Source organism: Bacteroides sp. A1C1, from assembly GCF_004328515.1.
Lineage (GTDB): Bacteria > Bacteroidota > Bacteroidia > Bacteroidales > Bacteroidaceae > Bacteroides > Bacteroides uniformis.
This window is the reverse complement of record NZ_CP036491.1, coordinates 1,141,550-1,159,667: the sequence shown is the minus strand read 5'-3', so window position 1 is coordinate 1,159,667 and position 18,118 is coordinate 1,141,550. Positions and strand designations below refer to the sequence as shown.

Genomic DNA, 18,118 nt, shown 5'->3' with positions numbered 1-18,118 from the left:
CTCAATGAATTTGAAAGAACTTCTGTATGCCGTTTTGGTCGGTGTAGTGTGTGGGGCTTGTTCGTCCGATGTGAAACAGCCTGTTGATTGCGTAGACCCGTTCATCGGTACCGGCTTCCACGGACATACCTATCCGGGGGCGACTGTGCCTTTCGGGGCAGTGCAACTGAGTCCCGACACGCGTGCCGGAAACTGGGATGCCTGTGCGGGGTACCACTATGACGACAGCACTTTGAAGGGATTTTCGCATACCCACCTTAGCGGCACCGGCTGCATTGACTTGGGCGACGTCCTGTTTCGCCCCACTACACAAAAGCCGGACTTGACGGCCGAAACGCTTTGTCTTCCTGCGGCTTTCAGCCATAAAGAAGAGGAGGCTTCCGCCGGATATTATTCCGTCGTGCTGAAAGAAGAAGGTATAAAGGTGGAACTGACGGCAACCGCCCATGCCGGTGTGCACCGCTACACATTCCCCGCTGGAAAGGAAGCGGCTGTCATCATCGACTTGGCACATCTGCTCGATAACGAACATATCTATGAAGCTACACTGGAACAGACGTCCGACTATGAGATTGCCGGTATGCGCCGCACTAGGGGATGGACGGATAACCAGTATGTCTATTTTGTGGCGCAATTCTCTAAACCTTTTAAGACGGTGGACTTTGTGCAGGAACGGAAACCGGTTGCTACACAGGCAAAATTGACCGGTACCCACTTGCAGGCTTGCTTGGCTTTTGACAACAGCGACGGAGAACCCTTGGTGGCAAAAGTCGGGCTGTCCGTTGTCAGCGAAAAGAATGCACGTGAAAATTTGGAATTCGAAGTGGCGGATTTCGATTTCGATACCGTGCGCAGTGCTGCTCGTACTGCTTGGGAACAGGCGCTCTCTGCCATTGTGGTAGAAGGCGGCAATGCGGACGACAGGAAGATTTTCTATACGGCTTTGTATCATTCGATGGTGGTGCCCAATGTGGTGAGCGATGTGAATGGTGAGTATCGCCGTCACGACATGACGACAGGCAGGATGCCCGAGGGCAGGAAGCATTACTCCACTTTCTCCTTGTGGGACACTTTCCGTGCTTGGAATCCGCTGATGACACTACTCGATGCCGGATTGGTGAATGACATGGTGAACTCTTTCCTGGATATTTATGATGCTTCGGGCGAACTTCCCATCTGGCCTCTTTCTGCCGGAGAGACGGGGACGATGATAGGCTATCACTCCGCTTCTGTCATAGCAGATGCTTATCTGAAAGGCATCCGTGGGTTTGATGCCGAGAAAGCGCTGGAAGCAATGGTAGCCTCTGCCGAGAAGAACGAAAAAGGGGCGGACTGCTATGTGCGGAACGGTTTCATCCCCTCGAACATCAAGCGGGAATCTATCTCTTGCCTGCTGGAATTTGCCTACGATGACTGGTGCATAGCCCGCATGGCGCAAGAGATGGAGAAAGAAGATATTTGCAAGACATTCATTGCACGTTCGCAAAACTATGTGAATGTGTTTGATGGGGCTACCAAGTTTTTCCGTCCCAAACGGATGGATGGCAACTGGGAAGCACCGTTCAAGCCGTTGGAGGTGGGACGTGCCTATACGGAGGCCACTGCCTGGCAATATCGTTTCTTTGTGCCGCATGATGTGAACGGCATGATGCAGTTGTTTGGCGGCAAGGATGATTTTGTAGTGGCACTCGATTCCATATTCTCTTCGGACTTGAAGCTGGAAGGGGAACTTTCGGACATCACCGGCTTGATAGGTCAGTATGTGCATGGCAATGAGCCGAGCCATCATATCGCTTATCTGTATGACTATGTCGGTCAGCCTTGGAAAACCCAGGAACTGACACGCCGGTTGCTGCGTGAGATGTATGCACCCACTCCCGAAGGCATCATCGGTAACGAAGATTGCGGGCAGATGTCGGCATGGTATATCCTTTCAAGTCTGGGCTTCTATTCCGTGTGTCCCGGTAGCAATGAATTTGCACTGACCACGCCGCTGTTTGATAAGGCGGTGATAAGGCTGGCCAACGGAAAGACATTGTCTGTGCTTGCCAACAATCCGGAAAAGAATATCTACATAAACAAGGTAGAACTGAATGGAGAAGCCATAGAGGGTAACTTCATTACCTATGAACAGCTGATGGAAGGGGGCGAATTGCGTTTTACGCTGACAGACAAGCCGGACAAGAGCCGTGGAGTTTCGGAAGAGTCGGCGCTTTACTCTTATACTAAGGAGCATGTGGTGTCTGTCCCATACGTTGACAAAGACCTGAATCTGTTTATGGATAAGATAACGGTGGCACTGGCCACGGTAACGGCAGGAGCAGAAGTGAGATATACGCTGGATGGAAGCGAACCTACAGAACTGTCACCGCTCTATGAAAAGCCGCTGGAACTGGACCAGACTACTCCCATAAAGGCAAAAGGATTCAAGGACGGATTCTGCCCAAGCCATACACTCTCCATCATGGCCACCAAGGCTGAGATGAAACCTGCACTTGCAGTCTGTCCTGTGCGGAACGGCACATCCTACAAATATTTCGAGGGTACTTACCGGAAGGTGGCGGATATAGAGAAGAGTCCGTTGCTTGATATCGGTATCATGGCAGAACCTTCCATCAAGGAGGCACGTCAGGAAGACCACTTCGGCTATATCTTCTCCGGCTTGATAGAGGTGCCCGAAGATGGAATCTACACCTTTATGACTCGTTCGGACGATGGCAGCGTATTGTACATTGATGATGAGATGGTGGTGAATAACGATGGTTCGCACGCCGCTATTCCTGCTACGGGGACTGTGGCACTGAAGAAAGGATTCCATGCTTACAAGCTGTATTACTTTGAGGATTACGAAGGAGAAGAGCTGGGTTGGGGCTGGAAACTTCCTTCGGCACAGGAGCTGTCACCTATTCCTGCTTCTGCATTGTATGTGAAATAGTCAAAAAACAGATAACCATGAAGAAAATAGCTTTATTACTTTTCCCGCTTCTGCTCGTATCGTGCGGACAGGAGAAACAGGACAAGCCTGCCGTGCAGGAATCTACTATGAATGTGATGTCTTTCAATATAAGGTATGACAATCCAGAAGACAGCCTGAACAATTGGCGGTACAGGAAAGACCGTGCGGCCAATGCCATCCGCTTTTATGATGCGGACATTGTGGGCATGCAGGAGGTGCTGCACAACCAGTTGCAGGACTTGCAGCAGCGCCTTCCGGATTATGGAGTGATAGGTGTGGGTCGCACAGATGGTAAGGAAAAAGGAGAATATAGCGCGCTCTGGTATAAGAAAGAGCGTTTTGAGGTACTTGATTCCGGCACATTCTGGCTGAGCGAAACGCCCGAAGTGGCAGGTTCCAAAGGTTGGGACGGTGCTTGTGAACGTGTTGCCTCATGGGCGAAATTGAAGGACAAGGTTTCGGACAAGGAGTGCCTGGCCATGAACACGCACTTGGATCATGTGGGCGTTGTGGCACGCCGCGAGGGAATCAGCCTTATCTTGAATAAAGTGAAAGAATTGGGTAACGGGATGCCGGTGGTGCTGACCGGAGACTTTAACTCTACACCGGAGTCGGATGTCATCAAGCATATCACCAACCCGGAAGATCCGGGACATCTGACGGATGCACGCACGGTGTCGCCCGTAGTATATGGACCTGCATGGAGTTTCCACGATTTCGGCAGCATTCCCTACGAACGTCGTTCACTGATAGATTATGTGTTTGTGGGCAACGGATGGAAAGTGCTGAAATATGGTGTGTTGGCCGAGATGGAAAACGGGGCTTTCTTGTCGGACCATGCTCCGGTGCTGGTGACGGTAGAATGAAATGATATGTCGTAATTCACCACAGAGGACACAGAGTTCTACAGAGTTTTTTTGAATTATGAATTAAGAGAAGAATTTGTGTCAATCTGTGTAATTTGTGGTGAAAAATAAAAAATAGAAAGATGAAAAGAATAGCAAAGATAAGTGTATGGGCACTTTTGGCAATCGTGTTGCTGCCCGTTGGAACATCGGCACAAAGCCGTCGTGACAAAGAACAGACCTACGTGTTGGAACAACCGTATGAAGTGACCAAAATAACGCCTCCGCAAGGCAAGAAGGTGAAGAACGTCATCCTAATGATTGGCGACGGAATGAGCTTGATGCACGTTTATTCGGCATGGACCGCAAACAGGGGAAAGCTTTTCCTGGACAACTGCCAGGCGGTGGGTTTGTCTAAGACTTATTGTGCCGACAAGCTGATTACGGACTCCGGTGCCGGAGGAACGGCGATTGCCACCGGACAAAAGACCAATTACCACTATGTGGGAGTGGATACGGAAGGACGACCTTTGAAATCTCTGATTGATTTGGCTTCGGAAAAAGGAAAATCAACGGGTCTGGCAGTGACCTGCCGCCTATGGGATGCTACTCCTGCCGACTTCTGCTGTCACAACAAGGACAGGGATGCAGAAGAGGATGTGGTGACGGGATATGTGGATTGCAAGGTCGACTATGTGTTTGGCGGCGGTGCACAATACTTCGAGAACCGGAAGGACGGACGCAATTTGTTTGAAGAACTGCGTACGAAGGGTTTCCAGACACCCCGCACTTGGGACGAACTGGCGGCTATAGGGAGTGGCAAGGTGTTCGCAGTGCCTTATCCAAAGGATACACCTCTTCCGGCAGAGCGTGGCGACCTCTTGGCGCGTGCATCCTTGAAAGGTATCGAATTACTGAATCAGAACAAGAAAGGGTTCTTCATGATGATAGAGGGCTCGCAGCTGGATGATTACGGACATTTCAACGACCTGGACTTGCTGATGCAGGAAACGCACGACTTTGACCGTACCATCGGAGCTATCTATGAATGGGCTGCTAAGGACGGCGAAACGCTGGTTGTAGTGACGGCCGACCATGAAACCGGAGGACTTACGCTTGTGGACGGCGATTTGAAACAAGGCAAGATTGTCTGCAAGTTTTCCACCGGCAGCCATAGCGGTGTGATGGTGCCTGTATATGCTTTTGGTCCCGGAGCGGAAGAATTTACCGGAATCTATGAGAATACGACCATCTTTGATAAAATAAAGAAGTTGCTTAAATTATAACCAAATAACTCTATTTCCCATGCTGAAACATGTTTTATTGGCAGGTCTGTTGTCGCTCTCGGTGGGTTCGTCGCTCAATGCCCAGAGCTGTGGCAACGATGAGAAGTATCGTCTGCCCTACAAGAATACTTATGTGAAAGAACCGTTGGTCACTGAAAACGAATATCGTGTGGCAAAATCTGAGACGATTGTGCCGAAAAGCTTCGAAGAAGCCCGGCAGATTCTTCCCAATCCCATTTGGGGTGGACATGACAAGGAACTTGAAATGTATTGGAAGGCATGGGAAATAGCTATCGGTAATATTCGTGCTCCTCAAGCAGGCTCGGGTTTTGTCTCAAGCTATTTGGATACAGCTTATAATGGTAATATCTTTATGTGGGATTCCTCTTTCATTCTGATGTTTGCCCGCTATGGTACCCGTTTCTTTCCTTTCCAGAATACGCTGAACAACTTTTACGCCAAGCAGCATCCCGACGGTTTCATTTGCCGTGAAATAAAGGCAGATGGTGCCGATTGCTTTGAACGCTATGATCCGGTGAGTACCGGACCGAATTTGATGCCTTGGTGTGAGATGGTCTATTTCCATCAGTTTGGTGATACAGAACGCCTGCACAAGATATTTCCGGTACTTTGTGCTTATTATAAGTGGTTGAAATTGAACCATACTTGGAGAAATGGAACCTACTGGTCAAGCGGATGGGGAACCGGCATGGATAATATGCCCCGTGTTCCGTCGGAATACAGCCCTATCTACAGTCACGGGCATATGATTTGGTTGGATACAAACCTACAGCAATTATTTACTGCCAATTTACTACTTGAGATGGGCTTTTATCTGGAACGTTGGCAAGAGATAGAAGAGTTTGAAGACGAAGCCAAAATGCTGGGAAAATATATCCATGACAATCTTTGGGATGAAAAGACCGGTTTCCTTTATGACCAATATGCTGACGGTACTCTCTGTACAACCAAGGGAATAGGTGCCTATTGGGCTCTGTTTACTGATGTATTGGATTCTGTACAGTTGGACCGTATGGTGAAGGAATTGGATAATCCTGCCACATTCAACCGGAAACACCGTATTCCTTCTTTGTCTGCCGATAATCCCAAATACAAGGAGAATGGCCGTTATTGGCAGGGTGGCGTATGGCCGGGAACTAATTACATGGTGATGCAAGGACTTGTGCAGAAAGGTTATGGTAAACTGGCACGGGAGATTTGTTTGAATCATTATGCTCAAGTGTTTGAGGTCTATAAGAAGACTGGAACTTTTTGGGAATATTATGCTCCGGAAAGTGCTGAGCCGGGATTTATGGCAAGGGATAATTTTGTAGGTTGGGCAGGACTTCCTCCTATTGCCGAATTGATAGAATTTATTATCGGTATTCGGGGAGATTATGCCAAAAAGCAGATTATCTGGGATATGAATTTGACGGAGACTAACGGCATAGAACGTTATCCTTTTGGTCCCGAAGGGCTTATTTCCTTAAAAGCTGAGGCACGCCGTTCGGCAAGTGATGAACCTCGTATTACAGTAGATTCCAATATCGATTTTGAACTGTGTGTACTCTATGGTGGAAAAGAGAAAAAGATAAATGTGACATCCGGTAAGCATACCTATTAAAGAAGACATCAATCATGAAAAACAATATGTCAAGACGCCAATTTCTGAAGACTGGCGGGCTTGCCTTGGCTGCAATGACCTTTCAGCCCGCTTCCGTGTTATCTTCATCCGGGACTTTGAGCCAGAGATATGTTTCGTTGCGTCCTTCTGCAAGCAAAAGGAGCTTCATTTCGAAGGCAGTAGATGCTGCCATTGAAGAAGCAAAGCCTAAAATAAAGGACGAGAAGTTGCGCTGGATGTTCGAGAACTGTTTTCCCAATACGCTTGACACTACTGTCAGATATAGAGTGAAGAATGGCAGACCGGATACTTTCGTCATTACAGGTGATATAGATGCCATGTGGCTGCGCGACTCTTCAGCGCAAGTATGGCCCTATCTGCCGTTGATGAAGAAAGATAGGGACTTGCAGCTGATGGTGGCAGGACTTGTCAACAGACAGACTGAATGTATCTTGATAGACCCGTATGCCAATGCCTTCAACGACGGGCCGTTGGGCAGCTATTGGGAAACCGACCATACACAACATATGGTTAAGGAACTGCATGAACGCAAATGGGAGATAGATTCTTTGTGCTATCCCATTCGTTTGGCCTATCATTATTGGCAATACACGGAAGACACGTCTGTGTTCGATGAAAATTGGCATAAAGCGATGCTGCTGGTGGTCAAGACCTTTAAAGAGCAACAGAGGAAACAAGGCTTAGGACCTTATAGCTTTACGCGCGATTGCGACCGCCCTACAGATTCGCAGATTAACAACGGATGGGGAGCACCGGTAAAGCCGGTCGGCTTAATCGTTTCTTCTTTCCGTCCGTCAGATGATGCTACACAATACGGTTTTCTGATTCCTTCTAATATGTTTGCAGTTGTGTCATTGCGCCAATTGGCCGAGATAGAGGATAAAGTTTATGGAAACAAGGACTTCTCTGGCAAATGTATAGCACTGGCAGATGAAGTGGATGCAGCTATCCGCAGGTATGGTACTTTCAATCATCCGGTTTGTGGACGTATTTATGCTTTTGAGGTCGACGGTTTTGGTAACGCGCTTTGTATGGACGATGCCAATGTACCCAGTTTGCTGGCTGCGCCTTATCTGGGTTATTGTTCTTTTAAAGATGCGATTTACCAGAGTACCCGCAAAATGATATGGAGTGACAATAATCCTTATTTCTTTAAAGGAAAAGCCGGCGAAGGGGTAGGAGGTCCTCATGTGGGATTGAATTATATCTGGCCGATGAGCATCATTATGAAGGCTTTTACAACGGATGATTCCGAAGAAATACGTGCTTGTCTGAAGCAACTTCGTGATACGGACGGAGGGACGGGCTTTATGCATGAGTCTTTCCATTCGGAGGATGCCGCGGACTTTACTCGTTCCTGGTTTGCCTGGACAAATACTTTGTTCGGTGAACTGATATTGAAGACAATCAAGGAATATCCCAACTTATTATCCCAAATACTATGAAGATAAGATATTGGTTACTGGCTATGTCATTCATTTTTCTCTCTTGTGGGAGAGTGGCTGATGATGTAGCGGCAAACTATGGTATTATACCCATGCCGAATGAACTTGCTCCAATGCAGGGAGTGTATGTCCTGCAAGGGGAAAAAACAGTGGCTGTCCCTTCCGGGGAAGCCGCGATGAAAGTTTTTCATTATTTGGAGGATGCGTTGAAAAACACTTCTGTAACGCTGAAGGGTATTTCGGAAACGGGAAAGGCCGATATTTGCTTATCTATAGATAATTCCTTGCCCAATGAGGCCTATACATTGGAGGTTTCTTCCGATAGGATAAATATATCTTCCAATGAAACTGCCGCAGGATTTTTTTATGGTGTCCAGTCTTTGCTGCAGCTCATGCCGGCAGCCATTTATGATGGTGACCGGAAATACGAAGGAAAGATTAGGATTCCTGCTGTCAGCATTACGGATGCTCCCCGTTTCCCTCATCGTGGGGCTATGATGGATGTAGGACGTAATTTTCTGCCCAAAGAGGAAGTGCTGAAGTTTCTTGATTTGATGGCATTCTATAAATTGAATAAATTCCATTTTCATCTGACAGATGACCAAGGATGGAGAATAGAAATAAAGAAATACCCGAAACTGACTGAAATAGGTTCTTATCGTAAACAGACTCAGATAGGACACTCTGATTATTATTTTCCACGGCGTTACGATGGAAAAGAAAAGAGAGGTTATTATACGCAGGAAGAAATAAAGGAAATTGTGAAGTATGCATCCGACCGTTTCATTACGGTCATTCCCGAAATAGAAATGCCGGGGCATGCATCCGCAGCACTGGCTTCCTATCCGGAACTTTCTTGCGGATTGGGAAAGACTTATGTGGTGCGTGATTATTTTGATGTTTTTGATGAGGTCTATTGTTCCAAAGAGCATACATTTGAATTCTTACAAAATGTGCTGACCGAAGTTATGGAACTCTTCCCCAGCCATTATATCCACATTGGTGGAGATGAGTGTCCCAAGAAAGCATGGAAGAAGTGTGCCCATTGCCAGCATTTGATGAAGCGGGAAGGTCTGCCCAACGAAGAAGCTCTGCAAAGTTGGTTTATCCATCGGATTGAGCAATTTGTGAACAGTAAAGGGCGTGACATCATCGGGTGGGATGAGATTCTGGAAGGAGGGCTTGCCCCTAATGCTACCGTCATGTCATGGCGTGGCGAGAAAGGAGGTATCGAAGCGGCTCGCCAACGGCATAAAGTCATTATGACACCCGGCAAAAAGTGTTATTTGGATTACTACCAGGAAAGTCCGGAATTCGCTCCGTTGGCTATCGGCGGTTTCCTTCCATTGGATACGGTGTACAATTATAACCCGCTTCCTGCAGAACTGACTCCGGAAGAACAAGCTTATATAATAGGTGTACAAGCCAATATCTGGGGAGAGTACATACAGACTCCCGAGTATTTTGAATATATGGCTTTCCCCCGTTTGCTGGCTATGTCAGAGGTGCAATGGACACAGCCGGAACATAAGGACTTCGAGTCGTTTGCCCGTAGGCTGGATAAGGAGTTTGAACGATTGGATTATTGCGGAGTGAATGCTTGCCGCAACTTCTATGAAGTCAATCAGACTGGTGCGTGGAACAAGTCGCAGCAGACTTATGAGGTGACTTTGAACACCTTCTGTCCGGATGCCGATATTTACTATGCCGTAAATGATTCAACGGTCAACACTTCATCTTCCCTTTATGAGACTCCGATACCGTTGGACGAGGATGCAACTGTTTATTCGGCAGTTTACAGAGACGGTAAGCCGCTAGGGAAAGTGACCCGCAAGAGTTTTGCTGTAAACAAGGCAACCGGATGTGACTATACTTGTAATCCTGAAGCAGGATGGGAGCACTTGAATAAAGGCTTCGGACTAACTGATGGACGATGTGGCTATGCCCGCGACATGCGTCGCTGGATTAGCTTCTACCAGGATACTGTACAGATTGTAGTGGAACTGAAGAAACCTCAAAAAGTCAAGGAAGTTGCCTTTTCTTCTTTATGGAGGCCGGTAAATGGGATATGGCCGGCAAGAGCGATGGGTGTCTCTGTTTCAATGGATGGTCAGACTTTTATTCCGGTGGGCACTAAACGGCTGACTTATGATTTTACCTTGACGGAAGGTACCCGCTTCCCGGTATCTCTTTCATTTGCCGAAACGGAAGCTGCATTTGTCCGCTTGGAATTATTGAGTGGTGGCTTGTGCCCGAAAGGATATTTTCATGAAGGGTTGCAGAGTGAGTTGGCAATAGATGAAATAGAAATATATTAATCTCAAGAAATTATGAAGAAAATAGCTGTTTTTTTAATTGTACTATTGGGCTGTATGTCGGTAACGGCTTTTGCGCAGAAGCAATTCTTTTTTAAGAATGGCAAGTTTGTAGTAGCACAATTTACAGATTTGCACTGGATGCCGGGTTCTGCAAAGTGTGCCGAAACGGCAGCTACTATCCGTGCTGTCCTGGCAGCCGAACATCCGGACATTGCTATACTGAGTGGGGATGTGGTGACCGATGACCCTGCTATGGATGGATGGAAAAGTGTAGTGGATATTTTCAATGAAGCTAAGATGCCTTTTGTGGTGATGATGGGAAACCATGATGCAGAATATTTGACGCGCAATGAAATCTATGATTTCCTCTTGAAGTCTCCCTACTATGTGGGGGCAAAAGGCCCTGAAGATATTATGGGATGTGGTAATTGTGTGATTTCTATTTATAGTCCGGAGAAGAAGGACCAGGTAGAGGCATTGCTCTATTGCATGGATTCCAACGACTATCAGCCTAATAAAATCTATGGTGCTTACGACTGGATTCATTTCGACCAAATAGAATGGTACAGAAAGCAAAGTAAACACTTTGCGGAGAAGAACGGTGGTAATCCCGTTCCTGCTTTGGCCTTTTTCCATATTCCGCTGATTGAATACAACGAAATCAGAGGTGACGGGAAAACTTATGGCAATGATAAAGAAGGTGGAGTTGCCTCCGCTAACATCAATTCCGGTATGTTTGCTTCCTTCCTTGACATGAGGGATGTAATGGGAGTATTTGTAGGGCATGACCATGATAACGATTTTATAGGAATAGATAAAGGTGTTGCATTGGGATACGGACGGGTGACCGGTGCGGATGCGTATGGAGAGTTGACGAGAGGAGCCCGTATCATTGAACTGTACGAAGACCAATTCAAATTTGACACATGGATTTCCACTCCTTCGGGAAGGGAGGCTGCCTACTATTACCCTTCAGGTCTGAATTCGGATGAGGAGCAGAGTATGGCTTATTTGCCGGCTACGGGAACTTCTCCCAAGAAGCAGGGTGTGGCATATACCTATTATGAAGGCAAATGTAAACGTGTTGCCGATATTGCCGCCTGTAATAAAGTGAAGGAAGGGGTGATGAAGAATTTCTCGATTGAAGAAGCAGCCGTCCCTGATCATTTTGCTTATGATTTCCGTACGTTGGTGAAAATTCCAGAAAGGGGAGTATACCGTTTCTATACTTTTTCCGATGATGGTTCTAAACTATACATAGACGGTAAATTGATTGTTGATAACGACGGCGGACACAGCGGACGCCGTTCCGAAGGGAAAGTCGCTCTCGAAGCAGGGTACCACGAGTTGCACCTGCTGTATTTCGAAGATTACATGGGCCAGGAATTGGAAGTCGGGTATTCGGGGCGGAATGTTCTGGAAACCGTGTTACCTGATACCATGTTGTTTGTACCAGATTAAATCAGTGCTGGTAACTCTTTGTCTGGTACTCTTTCCGATATTCATTGGGAGAAACTTTCTTCAAAGCTTTAAATTGGCGGGACAAGTTCTTCAGGTTATTTATTCCGACTTGTTCCGCCACATCTGCAATCGGAGCATCACTGGTCAACAGCAATTGGGCAAAGCGTTCCATCCTAAGGTTGAAGATATATTTGTGGATGGACTGCTGAGTGACTTGCTTGAAACGAATCTCCAATAAACGGCGTGATAATGGTACTTGTTTCACTATATCCGATACAGTGATATCAGCCGCTATATTCTGATGGATATATTTCAGAGCGGTTTGGATATGGGCATCGGTGGTAGAATAGAAGTCGGTCGAAAGCCGGTTAATTATATTAACCGGTTGGAGGACTACGTCCTGATAAGTGGCCTCCTCGTCATTCAATAGATGTTCTATGAGGGCGGCAGCCTCAAATCCGCCTCTTACAATGTTTTGGCTGATGCTGGATAGGGGAGGGTCTGAAAGGTTGCATATAATCTCATCATTGTCGACTCCTAATATTGCTATCTTGTCGGGCACTCTGATATTGTTGACTTTACAGATTTCCGTAATGCGGTTACCTTGATTGTCATCGCAAGCCATGAGTGCCGTAGGTTGCGGCAATGACTTTAACCAATTGAGCAGAGGTGGTGCCTCATAAAACCATAAGTCATCAAGTGATTGATCTTGATAAGAATAGAAATTGTTTCCAAACCCTTGGGATACTATGCACTCATAGAAACCCTCGCAACGTTCTTGTGACCATACCGTATCGCGATAACCGTAGAATGCGAAGTTCTGAAAGCCTTTACTCAGAAAAAACTCTGCTGCCATTCTGCCGGTCTTGCGGTAATCGCCGGTGATGTTTGGAATATTGCTGAACCTTGATTTGTAATCCTGGGCCAACGCGATAATCCCGTTTTCACGGAATAGCTCCACATTGTCATCATTGTCAAATCTGCCGATGATTGCATCTGCATGCCATGTCTTTGCCCATTTCAAGACTCCTTCTATACCATGACTGTTTTTGTAGGAGGGTGGCATACGGCATACTACCCATGGTTCATGGCTTTTGGAATAGGCCAATACCCCCTTTAGCAGATTGTACGAAAAGGACTCTGTAAAATCGGTCAATAATATCAATCGAATCATAGCAGTTGACTAAATGTAACAGATTGTTACTTATACAAATGTTAGCTTAATTGACAAATATAGGATTTTATTTCTTTTTCTTCAAATCTTTTCCCTCATATTTGCAGATTGCTTCAATCCACTCTTCTTCCAGTGGTTTGGATTCGTGTTTGGCGAGGTCGAAGGCTACCATGACGGAAGTACAAACGCATTTTACTTCTTGGGTTTCCGTATCGATGACACGCTGTGCCAGATGGAAACTCTTGGTTCCTATTTCAGTAACGGCAGTTTGCACGGCAATATGGTCCGAACCATAAATCTGCGCAAGGAAATTTGCTTCAATATGGACGACAACGATGCCATCCTTTTCCCAATCTACATCCGGGCATACGGAAGCGAAATATTCCGTTTTTCCTAAATCATAAAAAGAAAAGTAAACAGTGTTGTTTACATGGCCGAATTTGTCGACGTCATTGAAGCGTAGTTGTATGGGCAGGGTGTGGTTAAATTGAATTTCTTCCATTGTTTTCTCTTAAACTTTATTTATAATCGCTGCAAAAATACTATTTTTGCATGTTAATCCGTGAACTTATATATCAAGAAATGATAGAAGACATTAAAAAAGCCTGCCAGGTGATGAGCGAAGGCGGGGTAATTTTGTATCCGACAGATACGATTTGGGGCATAGGTTGTGACGCTACCAATGAAGAAGCGGTGCGCCGTGTATATGAAATCAAGCGACGCTCTGACAGTAAGGCGATGCTGGTATTGGTAGATTCCCTGGTAAAGGTGGATTTCTATGTGCAGGATGTTCCAGAGGTTGCCTGGGATTTGATAGAACTGGCTGACAAGCCTCTTACCATAATTTATTCCGGAGCGCGTAATCTGGCTCCTAATTTGCTTGCCGAAGATGGTAGTGTGGGTATCCGCGTCACCAGTGAGGCATTTTCAAAGCGGCTTTGCCAGCAGTTCCGTAAGGCGATAGTCTCTACTTCTGCCAATGTCAGCGGGCAACCGTCTCCCGGCAACTTCAGTGAAATAAGTGAAGACATCAAGTCTGCGGTAGATTATATAGTAGGATACCGCCAAGAGGAAACGGGACGCCCGAAACCGTCCAGCATCATTAAGTTGGGCAAGGGCGGAGTCATCAAGATTATTCGCGAATAAAAGGAAAAAATGGCAGAGGATAAGAGGAGTTTGTTGCAGCGCTTCATCATTTGGCGCGAAAAGAATATCAAGGAGAAGCAATTCATACTGATTCTCAGTTTTCTTGTGGGTATTTTTACGGCGTTCGCCGCACTGATACTGAAAGGCATCATACACTGGATACAGAACTTCCTGACGGACAATTTCAATGCGACGGAGGCCAACTATCTTTATCTGGTTTATCCGGTAGTGGGTATCTTCCTGACCGGATTGTTTGTCCGTTACGTGGTGAAGGACGACATCAGTCATGGTGTTACGAAAATCTTGTATGCCATCTCGCGGCGACAGGGACGTATCAAACGACATAACACTTGGTCGTCCATCATAGCCAGTTCCATTACCATCGGTTTCGGTGGTTCGGTCGGGGCGGAGGCGCCTATTGTGTTGACGGGTTCGGCTATCGGTTCTAATCTGGGAAATATATTCAAGATGGAGCATCGTACGCTGATGCTGTTGGTGGGATGTGGTGCTGCTGGTGCGGTTGCAGGCATTTTCAAGGCACCAATTGCCGGTCTGGTATTTACGCTGGAGGTACTGATGATAGATTTGACAATGTCTTCCTTGTTGCCGTTGCTGATATCCGCGGTGACGGCTGCAACTGTTTCCTATATCGTGACGGGTACGGACGCCATGTTCAAATTCCATTTGGACCAAGCTTTCGAATTGGAGCGTATTCCGTATGTCATTATGTTGGGCGTCTTCTGTGGATTGGTTTCCCTTTATTTCACCCGCGCCATGAACTCTGTGGAAGGCGTGTTCGGAAGGTTGAGAACTCCCTATAAGAAGCTGATAATGGGCGGTGCCATGCTGAGTATCCTGATATTCCTTTTCCCACCGTTGTATGGCGAAGGTTACGATACGATAGAATTATTGCTGAATGGAGTGAGTAATGCCGAATGGGACACGGTGATGAATAATTCCTTCTTCTACGGGCACGGCAATCTGTTGCTGATATACCTCATACTGATTATTCTGTTCAAGGTTTTTGCCTCGAGTGCCACGAATGGCGGTGGCGGTTGCGGCGGTATCTTCGCACCTTCATTGTATTTGGGGTGTATTGCCGGTTTTGTCTTTTCACATTTCAGCAATGAAATAGAGATGACGGCTTATCTGCCCGAAAAGAATTTTGCCTTACTGGGAATGGCGGGGGTTATGAGTGGGGTCATGCATGCTCCGCTGACCGGCGTGTTTCTCATTGCCGAACTTACGGGAGGATACGACTTGTTCCTGCCGCTGATGATTGTTTCCGTCAGCTCCTATCTTACCATTATCATGTTCGAACCTCACAGTATTTACTCCATGCGTTTGGCAAAGAAAGGAGAGTTGCTGACGCACCATAAGGACAAGGCCATCCTTACCCTGATGAAGATGGAGAATGTGGTGGAAAAGGATTTTGTGACCGTGCATCCCGAAATGGATTTGGGTGAACTGGTAAAGGCCATTTCTGCTTCGCATCGTAATGTCTTTCCCGTGGCCGATAAGGAAGGAGTACTGATTGGTATTGTTTTGTTGGACGATATCCGGAACATTATGTTCCGTCAGGAGTTATATCATCGCTTTACAGTGGGAAAACTGATGACTTCGGCTCCGGCACGTCTGTATGATACGGACAGTATGGAGCAGGTGATGCGTACCTTTGATGATACGAAGGCGTGGAATCTGCCGGTGGTGGATGCGGAAAACAAATACTTGGGATTCGTGTCCAAGTCGAAGATATTCAACTCGTATCGTGAAGTGTTGGTACATTTTTCAGAGGACTGAGGACATGTACAATTTACCATTTACAATGTACAATTTGCCATTCGGAGTGCTGTGTACATTGTACATGGTAAATAGTACATGAGTAGCCTCGCAAATTGTACATGGTACATGGTAAATAGTAAATGGAGTAAATTGTAAATGAAATGGTGGAAAAGAAGAATTTGAGGATTGTATATATGGGTACTCCCGATTTTGCGGTGGAGGCTCTTCGTTGTCTGGTAGAAAGAGGTTACAATGTGGTGGGTGTCATTACGATGCCGGACAAGCCTGCCGGACGGGGGCATAAGCTCCAATTCTCTCCGGTGAAACAGTATGCACTGGAACATAATCTTCCGCTTCTTCAGCCGGAGAAGTTGAAGGATGAGGCTTTTGTGGAGGCGTTGCGTGCATGGAAGGCCGATTTGCAGATAGTCGTTGCTTTCCGCATGTTGCCGGAGGTGGTATGGAACATGCCGCGATTGGGCACCTTCAACCTGCATGCTTCCCTGCTTCCGCAGTATCGCGGCGCAGCCCCCATCAACTGGGCGGTGATTAATGGTGATACGGAAACGGGCATCACCACTTTCTTCCTGAAACATGAGATTGATACCGGTGAGGTTATTCAGCAGGTACGGATACCCATTGCCGATACGGACAATGTGGGTATCGTTCACGACAAACTGATGCTGTTGGGCGGTCGCCTGGTGGTAGAGACTGTTGATGCCATTCTTGCCGGTACGGTGAAAAGTATTCCTCAAGAAGAAATGGCCGTAGTGGGTGAACTGCGTCCGGCACCGAAAATCTTCAAAGATACTTGTCGTATTGACTGGAACCGTCCGGTGAAGCGTATTTACGATTTTGTACGCGGCCTTTCTCCCTATCCTGCCGCTTGGACGGAGTTGGTCCAGCCCAGTGGAGAATCTATTGTAGTAAAAATCTTCGAGACGGAGAAGATAGGGGAATCCCATCAACTGGCTCCCGGAACCTTGCAGACAGACGGGAAAAACTATATCCGCGTTGCTGCCGAAGATGGCTTTGTCGGCATCCGCTCCCTCCAGCTTCCGGGCAAGAAGAGACTGAAGACGGATGAACTGCTGCGCGGCTTCCGGTTGACGGAAGAATGTGTGATGAAATAACTGATTGTCATTCATCAACTTCCTACTGCAAAACTACTGCATTTGTTTTGCAGCGTCACTGCAAACCGCTTTGCAGTGTTGCTGCAACTAATATGCAGTGTGACTGCAACTGCTTTGCAGTAGCACTGCAACACGTTTGCAGTGACGCTGCAAAAGGTATGCAGTAAGTTTGCAGTGAGAGTTTTGACTTCCAATGTTAGGCCGACTTAAATCTTTTATCTATATTTGTACATCACAAAGTTCGTAAACTTTAGAATACAGCATTATGAAACCAATCATATCCCCTTCTATTCTCTCTGCCGATTTCGGTTATCTGGCACGGGACATTGAAATGATTAACGAAAGTGAGGCAGAGTGGGTACATATCGACATCATGGACGGTGTGTTTGTCCCCAATATTTCTTTCGGATTCCCGGTACTGAAGTATGTGGCAAAACTGTCGCAGAAACCTTTGGATGTGCATCTGATGATTGTACAGCCGGAGAAGTTTATTCCGGAGGTGAAGGCTCTGGGAGCCCATGTCATGAATGTGCATTATGAGGCTTGTCCGCATCTGCACCGCGTGGTGCAGCAAATTCGCGAAGCAGGGATGCAGCCGGCAGTAACGATTAATCCGGCAACTCCCGTGTCCTTGTTGAAGGATATTATTAATGATGTATACATGGTGCTGATCATGAGCGTAAATCCTGGCTTCGGCGGACAAAAGTTCATAGAGCATTCTCTTGATAAAGTGCGCGAGTTGCGTGAATTGATTACGGTTACCGGTTCGCAGGCCTTGATAGAAGTGGATGGTGGCGTAAACTTGGAAACCGGTTCGCGTCTGGTAGAAGCTGGAGCAGATGTACTGGTGGCAGGCAATGCCGTTTTCTCAGCTCCCGATCCGAAGGAGGCCATCCGTGCATTAAGGAATCTGTAATCCGTCTTCTG

The 18,118-nt window shown here is 46.8% G+C and carries 13 protein-coding genes; 11 read left to right on the top strand and 2 right to left on the bottom strand.

The annotated features are described in order from the left end of the window. Positions 1-4 precede the first annotated feature (4 nt). The 7 genes from EYA81_RS05005 (at position 5) to EYA81_RS04975 (ending at position 11,956) form a co-directional block, all read left to right on the top strand. Positions 5-2,935, top strand: coding sequence for a GH92 family glycosyl hydrolase (locus EYA81_RS05005; RefSeq protein WP_117600837.1), 2,931 nt, complete (start codon positions 5-7; stop codon positions 2,933-2,935). Positions 2,936-2,952: 17 nt separating this feature from the next. Further along, complete coding sequence (locus EYA81_RS05000) at positions 2,953-3,822, top strand: endonuclease/exonuclease/phosphatase family protein (RefSeq protein ID WP_117600838.1); 870 nt, start codon at positions 2,953-2,955, stop codon at positions 3,820-3,822. Between the two features lie 122 nt (positions 3,823-3,944). Continuing rightward, complete coding sequence (locus tag EYA81_RS04995; RefSeq protein ID WP_117600839.1) at positions 3,945-5,087, top strand: alkaline phosphatase; 1,143 nt, start codon at positions 3,945-3,947, stop codon at positions 5,085-5,087. A 19-nt stretch (positions 5,088-5,106) separates the two neighbouring features. Beyond that, on the top strand, positions 5,107-6,711 hold the full coding sequence (locus EYA81_RS04990; RefSeq protein ID WP_131225418.1) for a trehalase family glycosidase: 1,605 nt from the start codon (positions 5,107-5,109) through the stop codon (positions 6,709-6,711). A 14-nt stretch (positions 6,712-6,725) separates the two neighbouring features. Further along, entirely contained in the window at positions 6,726-8,177 is a 1,452-nt protein-coding gene (locus EYA81_RS04985) for a glycoside hydrolase family 125 protein (protein WP_117600841.1), read from the top strand. Further along, on the top strand, positions 8,174-10,495 hold the full coding sequence (locus tag EYA81_RS04980) for a glycoside hydrolase family 20 protein (RefSeq protein WP_131225417.1): 2,322 nt from the start codon (positions 8,174-8,176) through the stop codon (positions 10,493-10,495). The genes EYA81_RS04985 and EYA81_RS04980 overlap by 4 nt, the downstream gene beginning before the upstream one ends. Positions 10,496-10,507: 12 nt before the next feature. Continuing rightward, positions 10,508-11,956, top strand: a complete 1,449-nt coding sequence (locus EYA81_RS04975; protein WP_117600843.1) for a PA14 domain-containing protein — start codon at positions 10,508-10,510, stop codon at positions 11,954-11,956. A 1-nt stretch (position 11,957) separates the two neighbouring features. On the opposite strand, the gene EYA81_RS04970 is transcribed toward EYA81_RS04975, so the two are convergent. Beyond that, a complete protein-coding gene (locus tag EYA81_RS04970) occupies positions 11,958-13,130 on the bottom strand; it encodes a DNA-binding transcriptional regulator (RefSeq protein ID WP_117600844.1) in 1,173 nt (390 codons plus the stop codon). A 67-nt stretch (positions 13,131-13,197) separates the two neighbouring features. After that, positions 13,198-13,632, bottom strand: coding sequence for a thioesterase family protein (locus EYA81_RS04965; protein ID WP_117600845.1), 435 nt, complete (start codon positions 13,630-13,632; stop codon positions 13,198-13,200). Positions 13,633-13,712: 80 nt separating this feature from the next. On the opposite strand from EYA81_RS04965, the gene EYA81_RS04960 reads away from it, so the two are divergent. The 4 genes from EYA81_RS04960 to rpe all read left to right on the top strand — a co-directional run bounded on the left by EYA81_RS04960 (position 13,713) and on the right by rpe (position 18,107). After that, complete coding sequence (locus tag EYA81_RS04960; RefSeq protein ID WP_129643258.1) at positions 13,713-14,276, top strand: L-threonylcarbamoyladenylate synthase; 564 nt, start codon at positions 13,713-13,715, stop codon at positions 14,274-14,276. Positions 14,277-14,285: 9 nt separating this feature from the next. Further along, entirely contained in the window at positions 14,286-16,076 is a 1,791-nt protein-coding gene (locus EYA81_RS04955) for a chloride channel protein (protein ID WP_117965238.1), read from the top strand. Positions 16,077-16,219: 143 nt separating this feature from the next. Then, positions 16,220-17,191, top strand: coding sequence for a methionyl-tRNA formyltransferase (gene fmt, locus EYA81_RS04950; protein ID WP_117600848.1), 972 nt, complete (start codon positions 16,220-16,222; stop codon positions 17,189-17,191). A 265-nt stretch (positions 17,192-17,456) separates the two neighbouring features. Further along, positions 17,457-18,107, top strand: coding sequence for a ribulose-phosphate 3-epimerase (gene rpe, locus EYA81_RS04940; RefSeq protein WP_005830060.1), 651 nt, complete (start codon positions 17,457-17,459; stop codon positions 18,105-18,107). Positions 18,108-18,118: the final 11 nt, after the last annotated feature.